This is a genomic window from Roseomonas acroporae, from assembly GCF_023223525.1.
GTDB classification, from domain to species: Bacteria; Pseudomonadota; Alphaproteobacteria; order Acetobacterales; family Acetobacteraceae; genus Roseomonas_E; species Roseomonas_E acroporae.
The window spans coordinates 1-13,704 of the sequence record NZ_JALPRX010000022.1 but is presented as its reverse complement, the minus strand read 5'-3'; the positions used below and the strand labels follow the sequence as shown (position 1 = coordinate 13,704).

The following is a 13,704-nucleotide window of genomic DNA, read 5'->3' as shown; positions in this document are numbered from 1 at the left end:
TCCCTCCGCCGTTCCCCGGCCCGCCACGCGCCGCGCCGTCCCGCACGGCCCCGGCATCGCCGGCGGCCCCGCGCGCCGCCCGTCCGGCGCAACGCCATCACGCCAGCCCTGCGACTGATGGCCGGGGCTCTCCGCGGCCGACCGTCAGTCGCAGGGATGCCCGAGCAGCCCCAGCGCCACCCAGGGCTGGGTCTCGGAATTGGTCTCGGCGGAAAGCCAGGAGGTCCTGATCTCCACCCCATCCTCGCAGGCGTGCGCGGAGAGGCGGAGCTGCGCCTCCAGCACCGCCTCCAGCACGGCGATGCGCGGCGCGTGGCGCGCCAGCACCGCCTGCAGCGCCGGCAGCGGCGAGGCGCGCAGCGCGTTGAAGAAGCGCAGCGTCAGCCCCGCCTGGTAATTCCAGAAGGCGGTGTTGCTGTGCCGCCCGCCCGCCGTGTCGCCCCAGCCCACCGCCACCACGTCGATGCGCCGGTGCCGGTCGCTCTCGTGCAGCGTCGACTGCAGGAAGTAGGCGCCGAGGCCGCGGTCGATCGCCGGCGCGACCATCGCCGGGTCGAGATGGCGCGCCGCGTGGACCAGCGCCAGCAGCGCCGCGCCGTGGCAGTCCGCGTAGACCAGCCTCGCGTCGATCGTGCCGAGCAGGAAGCCCGACTCGGCCTGGCCGTCCATCCCCGCGCTGATCCATTCCAGCCCGAGCATGATGTCGCACAGCGTCCGCAACCGCTCGCGGTAGGCCGCCTCGCCGGTCGCCCCCAGCATGGTCGCCGTCCCCAGCATCACGAAGGCGAGCTGGCGGGAGAAGATCGTCTTCCCGCCGCGATGGTGCGGCGCCACGAATTCCTCGAAGTAGAGGTCGAGGTAGCGGTCCACCAGCGCGCGCAGCTCCTCCCGCAGCCCCGGCGGCGCCGGGATGCCGGGATCGGCGGCGAGCGCCGCGAAGCACTTGGCGAAGGCGTTGATCTCGACGCCGTAGTCGTAGGAGATCGAAAGGTCGAAGGCGATCGGCCGCGACTGCGCCGAGGCCTCGCGCAGCAGCGCCGCGTAGTCCGCCACGCGGTCGTACAGCCCGCCCGCGGTCAGCGCCTTCTCCTCGCGCGCCACCAGCCGGCCGCTCCGCTCGCCGGGGAACTCGTACCAGGCGGAAACCCAGTGCAGCTCCCCCGGCACCTTGCTCACCACGCTGAAGCCGCGCAGCGCCTCGGGCGTCAGCGGCCGCGTGTGCGCGGCGAAGGCGAAGCCCGCGATGTGGTGCTGCACGATGCCGTAGTAGCCGCCGCCCGCCGCCGCCAGCCAGCCCTCGCCCGGCACCGCCGGCGCGTCGTAGCGCCGGACCTCGCCGCCCACCTCGGCACGCACCGAGCCGTAGTGCACCTGGTTGACGTTGTGGCTCAGCTCGTCGTGCCCGACCGTCAGCGTCACGTCGCTGACGCGCTCCCCCGGGTCGAGGTCGAGCGCCACCTCCACGCCCACCAGCGCCGAGCGCGCGTCGATCGTGTAGGTGTAGGTCAGCCGCCCGAGGCGGTGCGTCCGCTCCTTCGGCGGGAAGCGCAGCTCGCTCGCGTGCCACAGCATCAGCCGGTCGCCCTCGCGGTGGCTGCCGCTTTCCGTGATCGCGTCCTCGGCGTCGAGCGTCCAGCGCCGGCCCCGGCAGTGGAAGCGCACGAAGTTGCCGGTCATGGTCAGGTTGCGCGCCGTGCGCCCGTCGTGGAAGCGCACGCCGAGCGAGACGCTGCCGCGCGGCAGGTCGTACTCGACATCCATCAGCGCGTGCACGTGCGCGCCGCGGCGCGCATCGCCGCGCGCGTGGTCGAGGCGCGGCAGGCTGACGCGCCGGAAGATGAACGGCCCGCTGCACATCGCGCGCAGGAAGTCGAGGATGCGCGCCGTCTCCTCGGGATACTTCCGCCACAGCTCCGGCCGCGACAGCAGCTCCAGCACCTTGGCGTTGTCGTCGGCCCAGATCCAGAGATCGCCGTCGATCGGCAGCTCGGTTTCCAGCACCGCCGAGAGGGTGGTCGCGTCGCTGAAGCCGAAGGGCCGGTAGAGCCGCCGCACGAGGAAATCGGCATAGGGCGCCGCGTCACGGGGCAACGGCTGCAGCGGCATCGATCCCCCTTACGGTCCGGCCGCCTGCTGATAGGCGGCGCCGGTTGGCCCGTCAATCAAGCCCGCGCGCGCATGGCGGCACGGGTCGAACCGCAGGATCCGGCCCGCCGGGCCGCGAGGACTGCCCGCCTGTGCTGCGGCAGCGGGTCCGCTACACCGCCCGCCTTGCCCTGAGCGCCGCCGCCAGCGTGCCGTCGTCCAGCACCTCCAGCGAGCCGCCGATCGGCACGCCCTGCGCGAGACGCGTCACCTGCACGCCGGTCGGGCGCAGCCGGTCGGTCAGGTAGTGCCCCGTGGTGGCACCGTCCACCGTCGCCGGCAGCGCCAAGATCACCTCCTCGACCCCCTCCGACGCCACCCGCGCCACCAGCGGCTGGATGGCGAGGTCCTCCGGCCCCACCCCGCCGAGCGGCGACAGCGTGCCGCCCAGCACGTGGTACAGCCCGCGATGCACCTGCGCGCGCTCCAGCGCCCAGAGGTCGCCCACCCCCTCCACCACGCAGATCAGCCCGCGCTCGCGCCGCGGGTCGCGGCAGATCGCGCAGGGGCTGGCCGTGTCGAGGTTGCCGCACGACTCGCAGCGCCGCACCGCCGCCGCCGCCTCCCGCAGCGCCTCGGCCAGCGGCAGCATCACGCGCTCGGGCTCGCCCAGTATGCGCAGCACGGCGCGCCGCGCGCTGCGCCGGCCGAGCCCCGGCAGCCGGGCGAGCAGCCCGACCAGCCGCTCGATCTCGTCGGAATGGGTCGTCATCGCACCCGGTCATATGGGGCCGCCCCCCTGGGGGCGCCACGGGAAGGCGGCGCGGAGCGCGCGGGACCGGCCGGCGCCGGCCTGGACCGACGACCGGCCGCCGCCGCGGCCGGCCCCGGCGGAGCGGCCCCGGCGGAACGACCTCGGCGGAACGGCCCCGGCCGCCGTCAGAACGGCAGCTTGAGCCCGCCCGGCAGACCGCCGCCCATGCCGGGGATGTTCAGCCCGGCGGTCGCCTTCTGCATCTCCTCGGCGGCGGCCGCCTCCACCTTCGCCTTGGCGTCGGCATGCGCCGCGACCAGCAGGTCCTCGACCACCTCGCGCTCGTCGGCGGTCATCAGCGAGGGGTCGATCGCCACGCGCCTGAGGTCGCCCTTGCCACTCAGCGTCACCTTGACCATGCCGGCCCCGGCGGCGCCCTCCACCTCCAGCGCCTCCAGCTTCGCCTGCATCTCCTGCATGCGCGACTGCATCTGCTGCGCCTGCTTCAGCATGTTGGTGAGGTTCTTCATGGTCTCTCCATCCCCGGGGCCTCTGCCCCGGGCCCTGTGTATCCGATGTCTCGATCGGCGCCGGCCCGCCGGTCCGTGCCCCGCGACCCGCACCCTGAAGCCGTTCCGGCCCGACCGTATCAGGCCGGAACGGCTCCGGCCTTTGATCCGGCGCATTTCCCGAGCCGCTGAGCGAGGACGCTCAGCTTGAAAATGCTCTACAGCGAACCGCAGTCCGGTTGGGACTGCGGTTCGCTGTAGAGCGTTGTTCTCGGCGCGGATTCACGCCGACGGGCGTCCGCCCGCCGGCGATCCGCTCTAGAGATCGTCCGGCCGATCCGCGTCGGGCGGCGCGAATTCCAGCCCGCCATCGTCCGGCGAGTCCGAATCGTCGCTGATTCCCGCCGGGTCGCCGTCCGGCTCGGGCGGCGCCGGCGCCAGCCCGTAGTAGTCGGCTCCCGCGTCGCGCACCGCCTCGATGCGCGCGCCCGGGAAGGCCGCCAGCACCGCCTGCACCAGCGGATGGCTGGCCACGATCTCGCGCCGCCCCAGATCGGCGCTGCGCCCCTGCTCGGCCAGGGTCGGCTCGCCCGGCGCGTTGGAGAGCGCCACGGTCCAGCGCATCCCCGTCGCCTCGCCCAGCAGCGCGGCGAACTGCCCGGCGAGGTCGCGCGGCGCCTGCGGCTCCACCCGCAATTCGATCCGTCCCGGCGCGAACTGCACCAGATGCACGCTGTGCACCAGTTCCCCGTGCAGACGGGGCCGACGCCCCTGCGCCAGCGCCACCGCCTCGCGGAAGCTGCCCACGCGAACCGGCGCCTCGGGCGGCGGCGTCTGCGCCTGGGGCTCCGGCATCCGCCCGCCGGCCACCGCCCGCAGCGCCACCGATGCCCCGCCGCCCGGGATGCCGACGCCCGGCGCCACGGCCTCCGGAGCGTGGGGAGCGGGTGTCCTGGGGCCGGACGGCACGGCCCCCGCCGCCCGGATGTCCAGGGCGGGGGCTGCCATGCCTGCGCTCCCCCGGCCCTGCCGGCCGAACCCGGGGCCGACCTCTGGGTTCCCCCCTGGGCCACCCCCGACCATCGCCATGCCGACCGGACCCCGTGCCGCGTCGCCACGGGCATGCCCCGCCGCGCCGCCCGGATCCCCGGCCGCGACCGGCCCGCCACGCCCGCCGGCCGGCGCGCCGCCGGGCTCCACGCCTTCACCGGCCAGCCGGCGCACCAGTTCGCCCGGAGTCGGCAGCTCGGCCACGTGCGCCAGCCGGATCAGCACCATCTCCGCCGCCGCCTGCCGGTCCGGCGCCTCGGCAAGCTCGCCCAGGCCCTTGAGCAGCATCTGCCAGGCCCGCCCCAGCGCCGGCACGGAAAGCCGCGCCGCCAGCGCCCCGCCGCGCACCCGCTCGGCCTCGGGCAGCGACTGGTCCTCCCGCAGCGCCGGCACCGCGCGCAGCCGCGTCAGCGTGTGCACCAGCTCCAGCAGGTCGGCGAGCACCACCCCAGGATCGGCGCCGCGCGCATGCGCCTCGCCCATCAGCGCCAGCGCCTCGGGCAGCCGGCCCGTCAGCACCGACTCGGCGAGGTCGAGCACCAGCGCCCGGTCCGCCAGGCCCAGCATGTCGCGCACCGATTCCGCCGAGACCGAATCGCCCCCCAGGGCAATCGCCTGGTCGAGCAGCGACAGCCCGTCGCGCACCGAGCCGTCCGCGGCGCGCGCGATCATCGCCAGCGCCTCGGGCTCCACCGCGGCGCCCTCCAGCCCCGCGATCCGCCCGAAATGCTCGCGCAGCGCCGCCTGCGGCACGCGGCGCAGGTGGAAGGTCTGGCAGCGCGACAGGATCGTCGTCGGTACCTTGCGGATCTCGGTCGTCGCGAAGACGAACTTCACCTGCGGCGGCGGCTCCTCCAGCGTCTTCAGCAGGGCGTTGAACGCCTGCGTCGACAGCATGTGGACCTCGTCCAGGATGTAGACCTTGAAGCGCGCCCGCGCCGGCCGGTAGCGCACCGCCTCGCGCAGTTCGCGGATGCTGTCGACGCCGTTGTTGCTGGCCGCATCCAGCTCCTGCACGTCCGGGTGCCGGTCGGCGAGGATCGCCACGCACTCGGCGCACACCCCGCACGGATCGGCGGTCGGCCCGCCCTTCCCGTCCGGCCCGACGCAGTTCAGCGCCCGCGCGATGATCCGCGCCGTGGTGGTCTTGCCCACCCCGCGCACGCCGGTGAGCATGAAGCCGTGCGCCACGCGCCCCTGCGCGAAGGCGTTGCGCAGCGTGCGCACCAGCGTGTCCTGGCCGATCAGGTCGTCGAGGGTCTGCGGGCGGTACTTGCGCGCCAGCACCCGGTACGGCGCCGGCGCCGCCTCCCGGGGCACACCCGGGGGCACGACCGGTGGCGCACCACCGGAGGATCCCGGGGTCGCGGCCGGCGCCGGCGCGTCCCCGAACAGCCCCGGCCCCTCGGCCGGCGGCTCGGGCAGCGCGTCCGCCGGATTCGCGGTGTTCAGCGCGTCGTCGGAGCCATGGAGGGTGGAAGCCATGCGCGGGCGGCGGTTATCCGTTCGGACGGCCGCGTCCCCCAGGCAGGCGGGGCCGGCAGGCGGGCCGGGGTTGCGTGGCCCGCCCCCCCGGGCGAGGCCCGTCCCTCGGCGAGGGAGAAGCGGGGGAGCCGGGTGGAAGGCCGGCGAAGCGACCCGGGCAAGAACCCGTTACGGCTGCTTCCTTCCGGACCTGACCGGGTTGGCGAGGAGCCCGTCCGCCACCGACCTTCCGACGGCAGGATATCATGCCCCCCGGGGGGTGGGACAAGGGAGGGGTGGGACAAAGGAAGGGTCTGGCACCGACCGCCGCGGGCCTCCGGCACCCTCGCCGCCCGCCCCGCCCGTCTCCCGCGAACCGATCCCGATCGCCGCCGCGACGTCCGGGCGCGTCGCAGGTGACGGGGCCGGGAAAGCGCCGCCGCGTCGCCGGGAGCCAGCCGCGTCCCTGCGGCGCCACCCCGGGAAAACGGCCGGCAGCGATCGTCGTCCGGGCCGTTCATGTGCGAAGCGTCACACCCTGGCGTGCGGGAGCGCGGCGGAACGTTGCCGCCCGGATCCCGCCATGCGACGATCCATTGTCGGAATGAGTCCGCTTCCGGAGGAAGCATGGCCGGAGGAAGCATGGAACGCCGCGCATTCCTGCTGTCCGCGGCCTCGGCGGCGATTCTCCCGAAGCCGGCCGGCGCCGCGGGCGGCTGCGTTTCCATGACCGCCATGGGCCCGCTCTGCCGCGTGTATGTCGAGCGGCCGCGGATCATCAAGCAGGACTGCGCGCAATGGTGCTGGGCCGCATCCGCCGCCATGATCTTCGCGATGCACGGGTACCAGGTGGATCAGCAGCGGATCGTGCAGGCCGTGTTCGGGCAGCAGGCCTGCCTGCCCAGCCCCAGCATCGTCATGGCCCGGGTTCTGAGCGCCCGCTGGACCGACAACGACGGGAACGACTTCAGCGCGTCGCTGCGGGCGGCCTATGATTTCGGGAACGGCATAAACGCGATCACCGACGGCTTCATCGTCGACGAGATCAGGAACAACCGTCCGCTGCTGTACGGGAACGGCCATCACGCGATGGTGCTCAGCCAGGTCGACTTCGTCGACACGCCTTCGGGACCGCTGATCCAGGGATCGGGGGTTTTCGATCCCTGGCCCTGGAGCCCCGACTTCCATCCGCTGTCGCCGCCCGAATTGGTGCCGGCGCACCGTGGCGGCCAACTGAATTTCCTGGCCGCCGTCGACGTCCACTGATGCCCGACGCCGGGGCGGTCCCCACGCCCATCAGGCTTCCGCGCAGGCTTCCCGGGACACCCGGTATCAACTCCGCGAGGCCGGCGGCAAACCTTTCGGGGCGTTGCCGGGGCGCCGGCTGACCTTCCCCACCCACTTCGCCGATACCCATGCCCGCAGGGCCGATACCCATGACAGCAGGATGGAAGACGTCCGGGGTCGCGGCCCACGGGCCGGCGGGAACCCCTCGCCTTCTCCCGCCCCGCCGGCCCGACCGTTACGCCCCGTTGCCGCCCAACCCCGCGCATGGCACCGTCCGCGCCCCATGCCCGAAGACACCGTGCTCGACATTCCCGCCAGCCGCCCGAACGCCTACAGCGGCAGCCCGCTGGACCGCGCCTCGAACCGGCGCGAGGACGCGACCTTCATCGAGGCCGCGATCTCCCACCCGGACACGCTCTTCGCCCCGGTCTGGCGCGCCCGCAGCCTGATGCGGCGCGACGCCGCCGGCGCCCCGCAGGCCGTGCTGCTGACCGGCGAGGCCGCCTCGGCGGTGCGCATGGCCGGCGGCCCCTGGGCCTTCCTCGGCCTCTGGGACGGCCGGCCGGTCTTCGCGGTGGACTGCTCCGCCGCCGACGACCCGCTGCCGCTGCTGCCAGCCGATCTCGGCGAGTTCACGGATCTGCGCGCCGTCGCCGGCCAGCTTCCCCCCGGCGAGGCCTCGGTGCTCGCCCATGCACGCGGCCTGATGCACTGGCGCACCAAGCACCGCTACTGCGGCGTCTGCGGCGGCAATTGTGAGCCGCGCTCGGCCGGCAACGCCATGCAGTGCACGCAATGCGGCACGCAGCACTTCCCGCGCACCGACCCTGCCGTGATCATGCTGGTGATCCGCCAGGACCGCGAGCTGGGCCCGTGCTGCCTGCTCGGCCACTCCACGCGCTTCCCGAATTCGGTGATGTACTCGACCCTCGCGGGGTTCGTGGAGCCGGGCGAGAGCCTGGAGGAGGCGGTGCGGCGCGAGGTGCTGGAGGAGACCGGCGTCAGCGTCGGCCGCGTCCACTACCATTCCTCGCAGCCCTGGCCCTTCCCCGCCTCGATCATGCTGGGCTTCCATGCCGAGGCGGTCTCCGAGCGCATCAGCATCGACCCCGAGGAGCTGCGCGACGCGCGCTGGTTCACCCTGGCGCAGCTGCGCGACCCCGAGGCGAACGGCTTCGCCCTCCCCCGCCTTGATTCCATCGCCCGCCGGCTGATCGAGGACTGGATGGAGGCCATGGCATGAGCCGGGCGCTCCTCGCCGCGCTGGCCCTGCTCGGCCTCGCCGCCTGCGCGCGTTCCTCGCTGCCGCCGATCGAGAACCCCACCCCCGACCAGATCGCCTGTCGCGAGGAGGCGGCGCGCGACCCGCGCGTGGCCGACTACTCCCACCGCTACAGCCAGAGCCCCTGGGCCGAGACGGCGATCCGCGACGACCAGCGCGCCACCGAGCTGCGCGCCTATCGGAACTGCCTCGCCGCGCGCGGCGTGCGCCTGCCCGGCGGCGTCGAGATGGAGCGCCGGCCCAGCGGGCTGCAGATCTTCTGAGGCGACAGGCCCCGGCCTCCCGGCCGGCGCCGTTCCGGCCTTCCGATCCGGCGCATTTCCCGAGCCGCCGGTTTCCCAAGCCGCAGGGCGCGTGCGCCCGGCCTGAAAACGCCCTACCCCTTCTCCTTCTCCCCGAAGCCCATCACCAGCTCCTGGATGCGGGCCGGGTCGCTCTGCTCCATCACGCGCCGCGCGAAACGGGCACAGCCGTCGATGCCGAGGCTGCGCACGGCCTGCTTCACCCGCGGCACGGCCGAGGCGTTCATCGAGAGGCAGCGTATCCCGAGCCCGAGCAGCAGCGGCACCAGGCGCGGGTTGCCCGCCATCTCGCCGCATACCGAGACGGGCATGCGCAGGCGCAGCGCCGCCTCGGTGGCGAACTGCATCAGCCGCAGCACCGCCGGGTGCAGCGGGTCGTAGAGGTGGCTCACCTCGGCCTCGGCGCGGTCGACGGCCAGCGTGTACATGGTCAGGTCGTTGGTGCCGATGGCGAAGAAGTCCGCCTCCAGCGCGATGGCGTCGGCCGCGAGGGCGGCGCCCGGCGTCTCGATCATGGCGCCCAGCGGCGGCAGCTTCTCGGGCAGCGGCACCGACTTGCGGCGCAGCCGGCGCGCCACGCGCTCGTAGATCTCGCGCGCCTGCTTCACCTCCTCGGGATTGGTGACCAGCGGCAGCAGGATACGCACCGGCCCGCCCACCGCCACGCGCAGGATGGCGGCGAACTGCGCCTCCAGCAGCTCCGGCCGGCGCAGCAGCAGCCGGATGCCGCGCAGGCCGAGCGCCGGGTTCGGGCCGGTCAGCGCCGGCACGCCCTCGGCCAGCGCCTCGATGTCCTTCTCGCCGCCCCAGTCGAGCACGCGGATGGTGATGGGATCGCCCGCCATCGCCTCCAGCACCTGCCGGTAGACGGTGTACTGCACCTCCTCGTCCGGCAGGTCCTCGCGGTTCATGAACAGGAACTCGGAGCGCAGCAGGCCGATGCCCTGGGCGCCCGCCTGGGCGATCAGCGGCAGCTCGGCCGGGATCTCGAGGTTGGCCAGCAGCTCCACGTCCTCGCCGTCGGTGGTGACGGCGGGCAGCCGGCGCAGCTTGGAGAGCTTGGCGCGCTCCTTGGCGTAGGCGGCGATCTGGTCGCGCGCCTTCTCCAGCGTGGCGGCGGCGGGGCGCAGCGCGATGGTGCCGGCGGCGCCGTCCAGCACGGCCTGGTCGCCGCGCGCCGCCGCCTCGGTCAGCCCGGCGATGCCGAGCACCGACGGGATGCCGAGGGCGCGCAGCATGATCGCCGTGTGCCCGTCGGTGCCGCCCTCCTCGGTGGCGACGCCGGCGACGCGGGCGGGGTCGAGCAGCGCGGCGTCGGCGGGCGTCAGCTCCTCGACCACCAGGATCGAGCCCTCGGGCACGGCGGAGAGGGCGCGGAAGGGCGTCGCGGTCAGGTTGCGGGTCAGGCGGCGGGCGATCTCGCGCACCTCGCCGGCGCGCCGCTGCAGGCCCTGCCGGTCGTCGTCCTTCGTCGCCAGGATCGCCGCGGCGATCGCCTCCGCCTCGTCGCCCACCGCCGTCTCGGCGGCCAGCAGCTCCGCCTCGATGCGGCGGCGGGCGCCGCGCAGCAGGCGGGAGTTGTTGAGCATCATGAGGTAGGCGTCGAGCAGCGGCGCCAGCTCCTCCTGCGCCTCCTCGGGCAGCACGGCGAGGCGGGCGCGCAGCTTGGCCACCTGCTTGCGCGAGAGGGCCACGGCATCGGTCAGGCGGGTGCGCTCGGCCTCCACCTGGGCGGGCAGGATGGCGCGTCGCGGCGCCTCGGCCGGGACCTCGGCGGGATCGTAGACCGGGCCGATCGCGATGCCGGGGGCGACCGGGATGCCGTGCAGATGCACCTCGCGGATGCGGTGGGCACGCCCCTTGCGGGCGGCCTCCGGGCGCGCCTCGGCGCCTTTCGGCTCCCCACCCCTGGCGTCGTTCCCCCTGGTTTCCGGACGGGGCGGCTCGGTGGCCGCCTCGGCCTCGGTCCTGCGCGCCTCGGCCGACCTGGCCTCGCCCCCCTTGCCGGCGCCCGGCGCCTTCGCCTCGCCCCTGGCGGCGACCTCGCGCGGCTCGGCGCGGGCTTCCAGCCGGTGGCCTTCCGGGGCGCGGTCAGCAGTCTTCATGGAATCCCGCTTCGACCAGCCCGGCGATCGCCTCCAGCGCCTCCTTGGCGTCCCAGCCCTCGGCCTGCACCGTGATCTCGCTGCCCTTGCCGGCGCCGAGCATCATCAGCCCCATCAGCGAGCAGGCCGGCACGCTCTGGCCGTGCCGCGAGACGGTGACGCAGGCCGAGAAGCGCTCGGCGAGGTTCACCAGCTTCGCGGCGGCGCGGGCATGCAGGCCGCGGCCGTTGACGACGCGCAGGGTGCGCGTGAGCACGATGCCGCCCGGACCGCCGCCCGCCCCGCCGCAGCATCCTTCGGCGGTGCAGGCGCCGGCCCCGCCTTCTCGGCCCGCCGCCTCGCCGGCAAGGGACTGGGCTTCGGTGTTGGCGAGATCGTTCATGGATGCTTCCCGTTCATGACGCCGTGGCCGGCGGGCGACGGGGTGGCCTCGTGGCCACCCAGAACGGCGCTGGCACAGGCGATGTACTTGCGGCCGGCCGCCTGCGCGTGCTCGACCGCCTGCGGCAGCGGCTCGGAGCCGCGCACCTTGGCGAGCTTGACCAGCAGGGGCAGGTTCACCCCCGCGATCACCTCGACGTTCTCGCCCATGGTGGCGAGGGCGAGATTGGAGGGGGTGCCGCCGAACATGTCGGTCAGCACCACCACCCCGTCGCCCTCGTCGACGGCCGCGACGCGGCCGCGGATGTCCTCGCGCCGCCCCTCCATGTCGTCCTCGGGGCCGATGCAGACGGTGGCGACGTTCCGCTGCGGCCCGACCACGTGCTCCATGGCGAGCTTCAGCTCCTCGGCCAGGCGGCCATGGGTCACCAGCACGAGGCCGATCATCGCCGGTCGGTCGGGGCGCGGGGCCCGGCCCTCCCGGATCGGGCCACGGGGCCCGGTGCGCGGCGCACGGCTTCCGGCGCCGGCCCGGCCGCACGCGCCGGCGAGGCATTGCCCAGGCGATCCACCGGGCCGGGCCGGGCGGAGGCGTGGAAGGGACCCGGCGCACGGCGTGGCAGGCTTGCCGGGGGGGCATCCTGCGCGCGGCGCTCGAAGGCAGGCTGGTGATTCAAGGTCGTGTCCTGTGTCGGCCCGTGCCGTCGTTCGGGTTCGGCGTCGCCCGGCGGCATCGCGCGGCGGGCCATGGCGGGCCGCTGTCGCCCCTCCTTTCCCGTCATGGGTCCCCCGCGCGCGGTCGGGGGGCAAGGGCCGCGGCGGGAAATTCCGGTCTTCGGCCGGGCGCCGGCGGCGCGGGCGTGGCATCGTCCGGCCAGTCCGGCGCCGGGCGGGGCGGGGCGGGCAACTCGCGATGCGTGACGTCCACCGGCCATCCGGACCGCAACAGATGGGCTGCCAGCCGCTCGGCGGCAAGGACCGAGCGGTGCTTGCCGCCGGTGCAGCCCATGGCCACCGTCAGGTACTTCTTGCCCTCCGCGACGTAGCGCGGCACCAGCATGTCGATCAGCGAGACCAGCCTCTCCCAGAAGGGCGCGAAGGCGGGATCGGCCTCGATATGGGCGGCGATGGCGGGGTCTCGGCCGGTCAGCGGCCGCAGCGCGGGATCGTAGTGCGGGTTGCGGAGGAAGCGCAGGTCGAAGACCAGGTCGGCCTCGCGCGGCAGGCCGCGCGGGAAGGCGAAGGACTGCACGCCGATGGCGAGTGCGGTGCCGCGCCCGACGCCGAACCGGCGCTCCACCAGCCGGCGCAGTTCGGGCAGTGGCAGGTCCGAGGTGTCCACCAGCCAGTCGGCGGCGTCGCGCAGGCGGGCGAGCAGCGCCGTCTCGCGCGCGATGCCTTCCACCACCGGCCCGGTCAGGCCGGTGGAGGACTCGGCACGGGGCGAGGCCATGGGATGGCGGCGGCGCGTCTCGGTGTAGCGGCGCAGCAGGACCGCCTCGTCGGCGGTGGCGAAGACGAGCTGCGGCGCGACGTCGGCACGCTGGCGCAGGCGGGCGAGCAGGTCGAGGACGGTATCGACCGAGAAGCCGCGCGAGCGGACGTCGATGCCGGCGGCGAAGGGCCGGGCGGGCACGGCCGCGGCCTCATCCCCGTGGGCCTCGCCGGAGGATGCCTCGGGCCGGGCAGGCTCCAGCAGCGTGCCGAGCACGGCGAGCGGCGGGCTGTCCACCGTCTCGAAACCCAGATCCTCGAGGGCACGCAGGATCGTCGCCTTGCCGGCGCCCGAGAGGCCGGTCACCAGCACCAGCGGCCGCGGTGTGGAAGGCCGTTCGGCGGGCGGGCTTTCCGGCGCCTCCGGGAAATGGGGATCTGGTGCACCGGTCGCCATGGCTCAGGCGAAGGCGCCTGCCTGCTGCCGGACGCGGCCGGTCGCCGCATCCAGCGCCATGGCGATCCGCGCGGGCGCCGCGGCGTCGAAGCCGTGCAGCGCGACCAGCGGCAGGGTGGGAAGGCCGGCGGCGTGCCAGCGACGAGGCTCGGGGAGGCGCGGCACCGCGTCGCGCGGTACCAGCTCGACGGCGAGACGCAGCGCGGCATGGGTTGACGGCAGATCGCGGAAGATGCCGAGGCCACGAACCTCCAGCAGGCCGCGCAGAGCGTCCGGAGCGCTTGCGGTCACCTCTCCCCCTGTTGCCTGCAAGGAAACCTGATCGTCAGCCACGAGGCACCAGCCAGCCTGCAGCAGGCGCAGCACGAGATCGGACTTGCCCGCACCGGGCGGCCCGAGCAGCAGCACGGCATCGTTACCACGGGCCGCGCAGCTTGCGTGGACGAACATGCCCCTGCCTGCTTCCGCCGCCTGCCGGGACAGTGACAGGAAACGTCGCCGGGCGGAAGTGCAGGACGCGGGGACGGACAGGAATCTGGATGTGCGCTTGAAATCTGGATGCGGGGGCTGGATTTGAACCAGCGACCTTCAGGT

At 74.4% G+C, this 13,704-nt stretch carries 12 protein-coding genes and 1 other RNA gene; 3 read left to right on the top strand and 10 right to left on the bottom strand.

Annotated features, from left to right (window positions below):
* Positions 1 to 144 precede the first annotated feature (144 nt).
* The 5 genes from M0638_RS05875 to ffs all read right to left on the bottom strand — a co-directional run bounded on the left by M0638_RS05875 (position 145) and on the right by ffs (position 6,113).
* A complete protein-coding gene (locus tag M0638_RS05875; RefSeq protein WP_248666033.1) occupies positions 145 to 2,106 on the bottom strand; it encodes a hypothetical protein in 1,962 nt (653 codons plus the stop codon).
* A gap of 151 nt (positions 2,107 to 2,257) precedes the next feature.
* Positions 2,258 to 2,857, bottom strand: a complete 600-nt coding sequence (recR, locus tag M0638_RS05870) for a recombination mediator RecR (RefSeq protein WP_248666032.1) — start codon at positions 2,855 to 2,857, stop codon at positions 2,258 to 2,260.
* A gap of 167 nt (positions 2,858 to 3,024) precedes the next feature.
* Positions 3,025 to 3,369: a YbaB/EbfC family nucleoid-associated protein gene (locus M0638_RS05865; protein WP_248666031.1), complete on the bottom strand. Its 345-nt coding sequence runs from the start codon at positions 3,367 to 3,369 to the stop codon at positions 3,025 to 3,027.
* Positions 3,370 to 3,666: 297 nt separating this feature from the next.
* Positions 3,667 to 5,883 (bottom strand): DNA polymerase III subunit gamma/tau, encoded by a 2,217-nt coding sequence (locus M0638_RS05860; protein WP_248666030.1) that lies wholly within the window; start codon positions 5,881 to 5,883, stop codon positions 3,667 to 3,669.
* A gap of 132 nt (positions 5,884 to 6,015) precedes the next feature.
* Positions 6,016 to 6,113, bottom strand: an RNA gene (ffs, locus tag M0638_RS05855) — signal recognition particle sRNA small type.
* 391 nt (positions 6,114 to 6,504) lie between these two features.
* Here ffs and M0638_RS05850 point away from each other — a divergent pair.
* From M0638_RS05850 to M0638_RS05840, 3 genes are all read left to right on the top strand, one after another.
* Positions 6,505 to 7,128, top strand: coding sequence for a hypothetical protein (locus M0638_RS05850; protein ID WP_248666029.1), 624 nt, complete (start codon positions 6,505 to 6,507; stop codon positions 7,126 to 7,128).
* A 304-nt stretch (positions 7,129 to 7,432) separates the two neighbouring features.
* Complete coding sequence (gene nudC / locus M0638_RS05845; RefSeq protein ID WP_248666028.1) at positions 7,433 to 8,392, top strand: NAD(+) diphosphatase; 960 nt, start codon at positions 7,433 to 7,435, stop codon at positions 8,390 to 8,392.
* Positions 8,389 to 8,694, top strand: coding sequence for a phosphoribosylamine--glycine ligase (locus M0638_RS05840; protein ID WP_248666027.1), 306 nt, complete (start codon positions 8,389 to 8,391; stop codon positions 8,692 to 8,694). The genes nudC and M0638_RS05840 overlap by 4 nt, the downstream gene beginning before the upstream one ends.
* 113 nt (positions 8,695 to 8,807) lie before the next feature.
* On the opposite strand, the gene ptsP is transcribed toward M0638_RS05840, so the two are convergent.
* The 5 genes from ptsP to M0638_RS05815 all read right to left on the bottom strand — a co-directional run bounded on the left by ptsP (position 8,808) and on the right by M0638_RS05815 (position 13,560).
* Positions 8,808 to 10,838, bottom strand: coding sequence for a phosphoenolpyruvate--protein phosphotransferase (gene ptsP / locus M0638_RS05835; RefSeq protein ID WP_248666026.1), 2,031 nt, complete (start codon positions 10,836 to 10,838; stop codon positions 8,808 to 8,810).
* A complete protein-coding gene (locus M0638_RS05830) occupies positions 10,825 to 11,097 on the bottom strand; it encodes an HPr family phosphocarrier protein (RefSeq protein WP_248666121.1) in 273 nt (90 codons plus the stop codon). Before M0638_RS05830 ends, ptsP begins: the two co-directional genes overlap by 14 nt.
* A 119-nt stretch (positions 11,098 to 11,216) precedes the next feature.
* Complete coding sequence (locus tag M0638_RS05825; RefSeq protein ID WP_248666025.1) at positions 11,217 to 11,666, bottom strand: PTS sugar transporter subunit IIA; 450 nt, start codon at positions 11,664 to 11,666, stop codon at positions 11,217 to 11,219.
* Between the two features lie 331 nt (positions 11,667 to 11,997).
* A complete protein-coding gene (gene rapZ, locus M0638_RS05820; protein WP_248666024.1) occupies positions 11,998 to 13,026 on the bottom strand; it encodes an RNase adapter RapZ in 1,029 nt (342 codons plus the stop codon).
* Between the two features lie 87 nt (positions 13,027 to 13,113).
* A complete protein-coding gene (locus tag M0638_RS05815; RefSeq protein ID WP_248666023.1) occupies positions 13,114 to 13,560 on the bottom strand; it encodes an HPr kinase/phosphorylase in 447 nt (148 codons plus the stop codon).
* Between the last annotated feature and the right edge of the window lie 144 nt (positions 13,561 to 13,704).

What these genes read in the sequence shown, in the direction of transcription:
- M0638_RS05875 (WP_248666033.1), bottom strand. Translation starts at nt 2,106, where the DNA reads ATGCCGCTGCAGCCGTTGCCCCGTGACGCGGCGCCCTATGCCGATTTC.
- recR (WP_248666032.1), bottom strand. Translation starts at nt 2,857, where the DNA reads ATGACGACCCATTCCGACGAGATCGAGCGGCTGGTCGGGCTGCTCGCC.
- M0638_RS05865 (WP_248666031.1), bottom strand. Translation starts at nt 3,369, where the DNA reads ATGAAGAACCTCACCAACATGCTGAAGCAGGCGCAGCAGATGCAGTCG.
- M0638_RS05860 (WP_248666030.1), bottom strand. Translation starts at nt 5,883, where the DNA reads ATGGCTTCCACCCTCCATGGCTCCGACGACGCGCTGAACACCGCGAAT.
- M0638_RS05850 (WP_248666029.1), top strand. Translation starts at nt 6,505, where the DNA reads ATGGAACGCCGCGCATTCCTGCTGTCCGCGGCCTCGGCGGCGATTCTC.
- nudC (WP_248666028.1), top strand. Translation starts at nt 7,433, where the DNA reads ATGCCCGAAGACACCGTGCTCGACATTCCCGCCAGCCGCCCGAACGCC.
- M0638_RS05840 (WP_248666027.1), top strand. Translation starts at nt 8,389, where the DNA reads ATGAGCCGGGCGCTCCTCGCCGCGCTGGCCCTGCTCGGCCTCGCCGCC.
- ptsP (WP_248666026.1), bottom strand. Translation starts at nt 10,838, where the DNA reads ATGAAGACTGCTGACCGCGCCCCGGAAGGCCACCGGCTGGAAGCCCGC.
- M0638_RS05825 (WP_248666025.1), bottom strand. Translation starts at nt 11,666, where the DNA reads ATGATCGGCCTCGTGCTGGTGACCCATGGCCGCCTGGCCGAGGAGCTG.
- M0638_RS05815 (WP_248666023.1), bottom strand. Translation starts at nt 13,560, where the DNA reads ATGTTCGTCCACGCAAGCTGCGCGGCCCGTGGTAACGATGCCGTGCTG.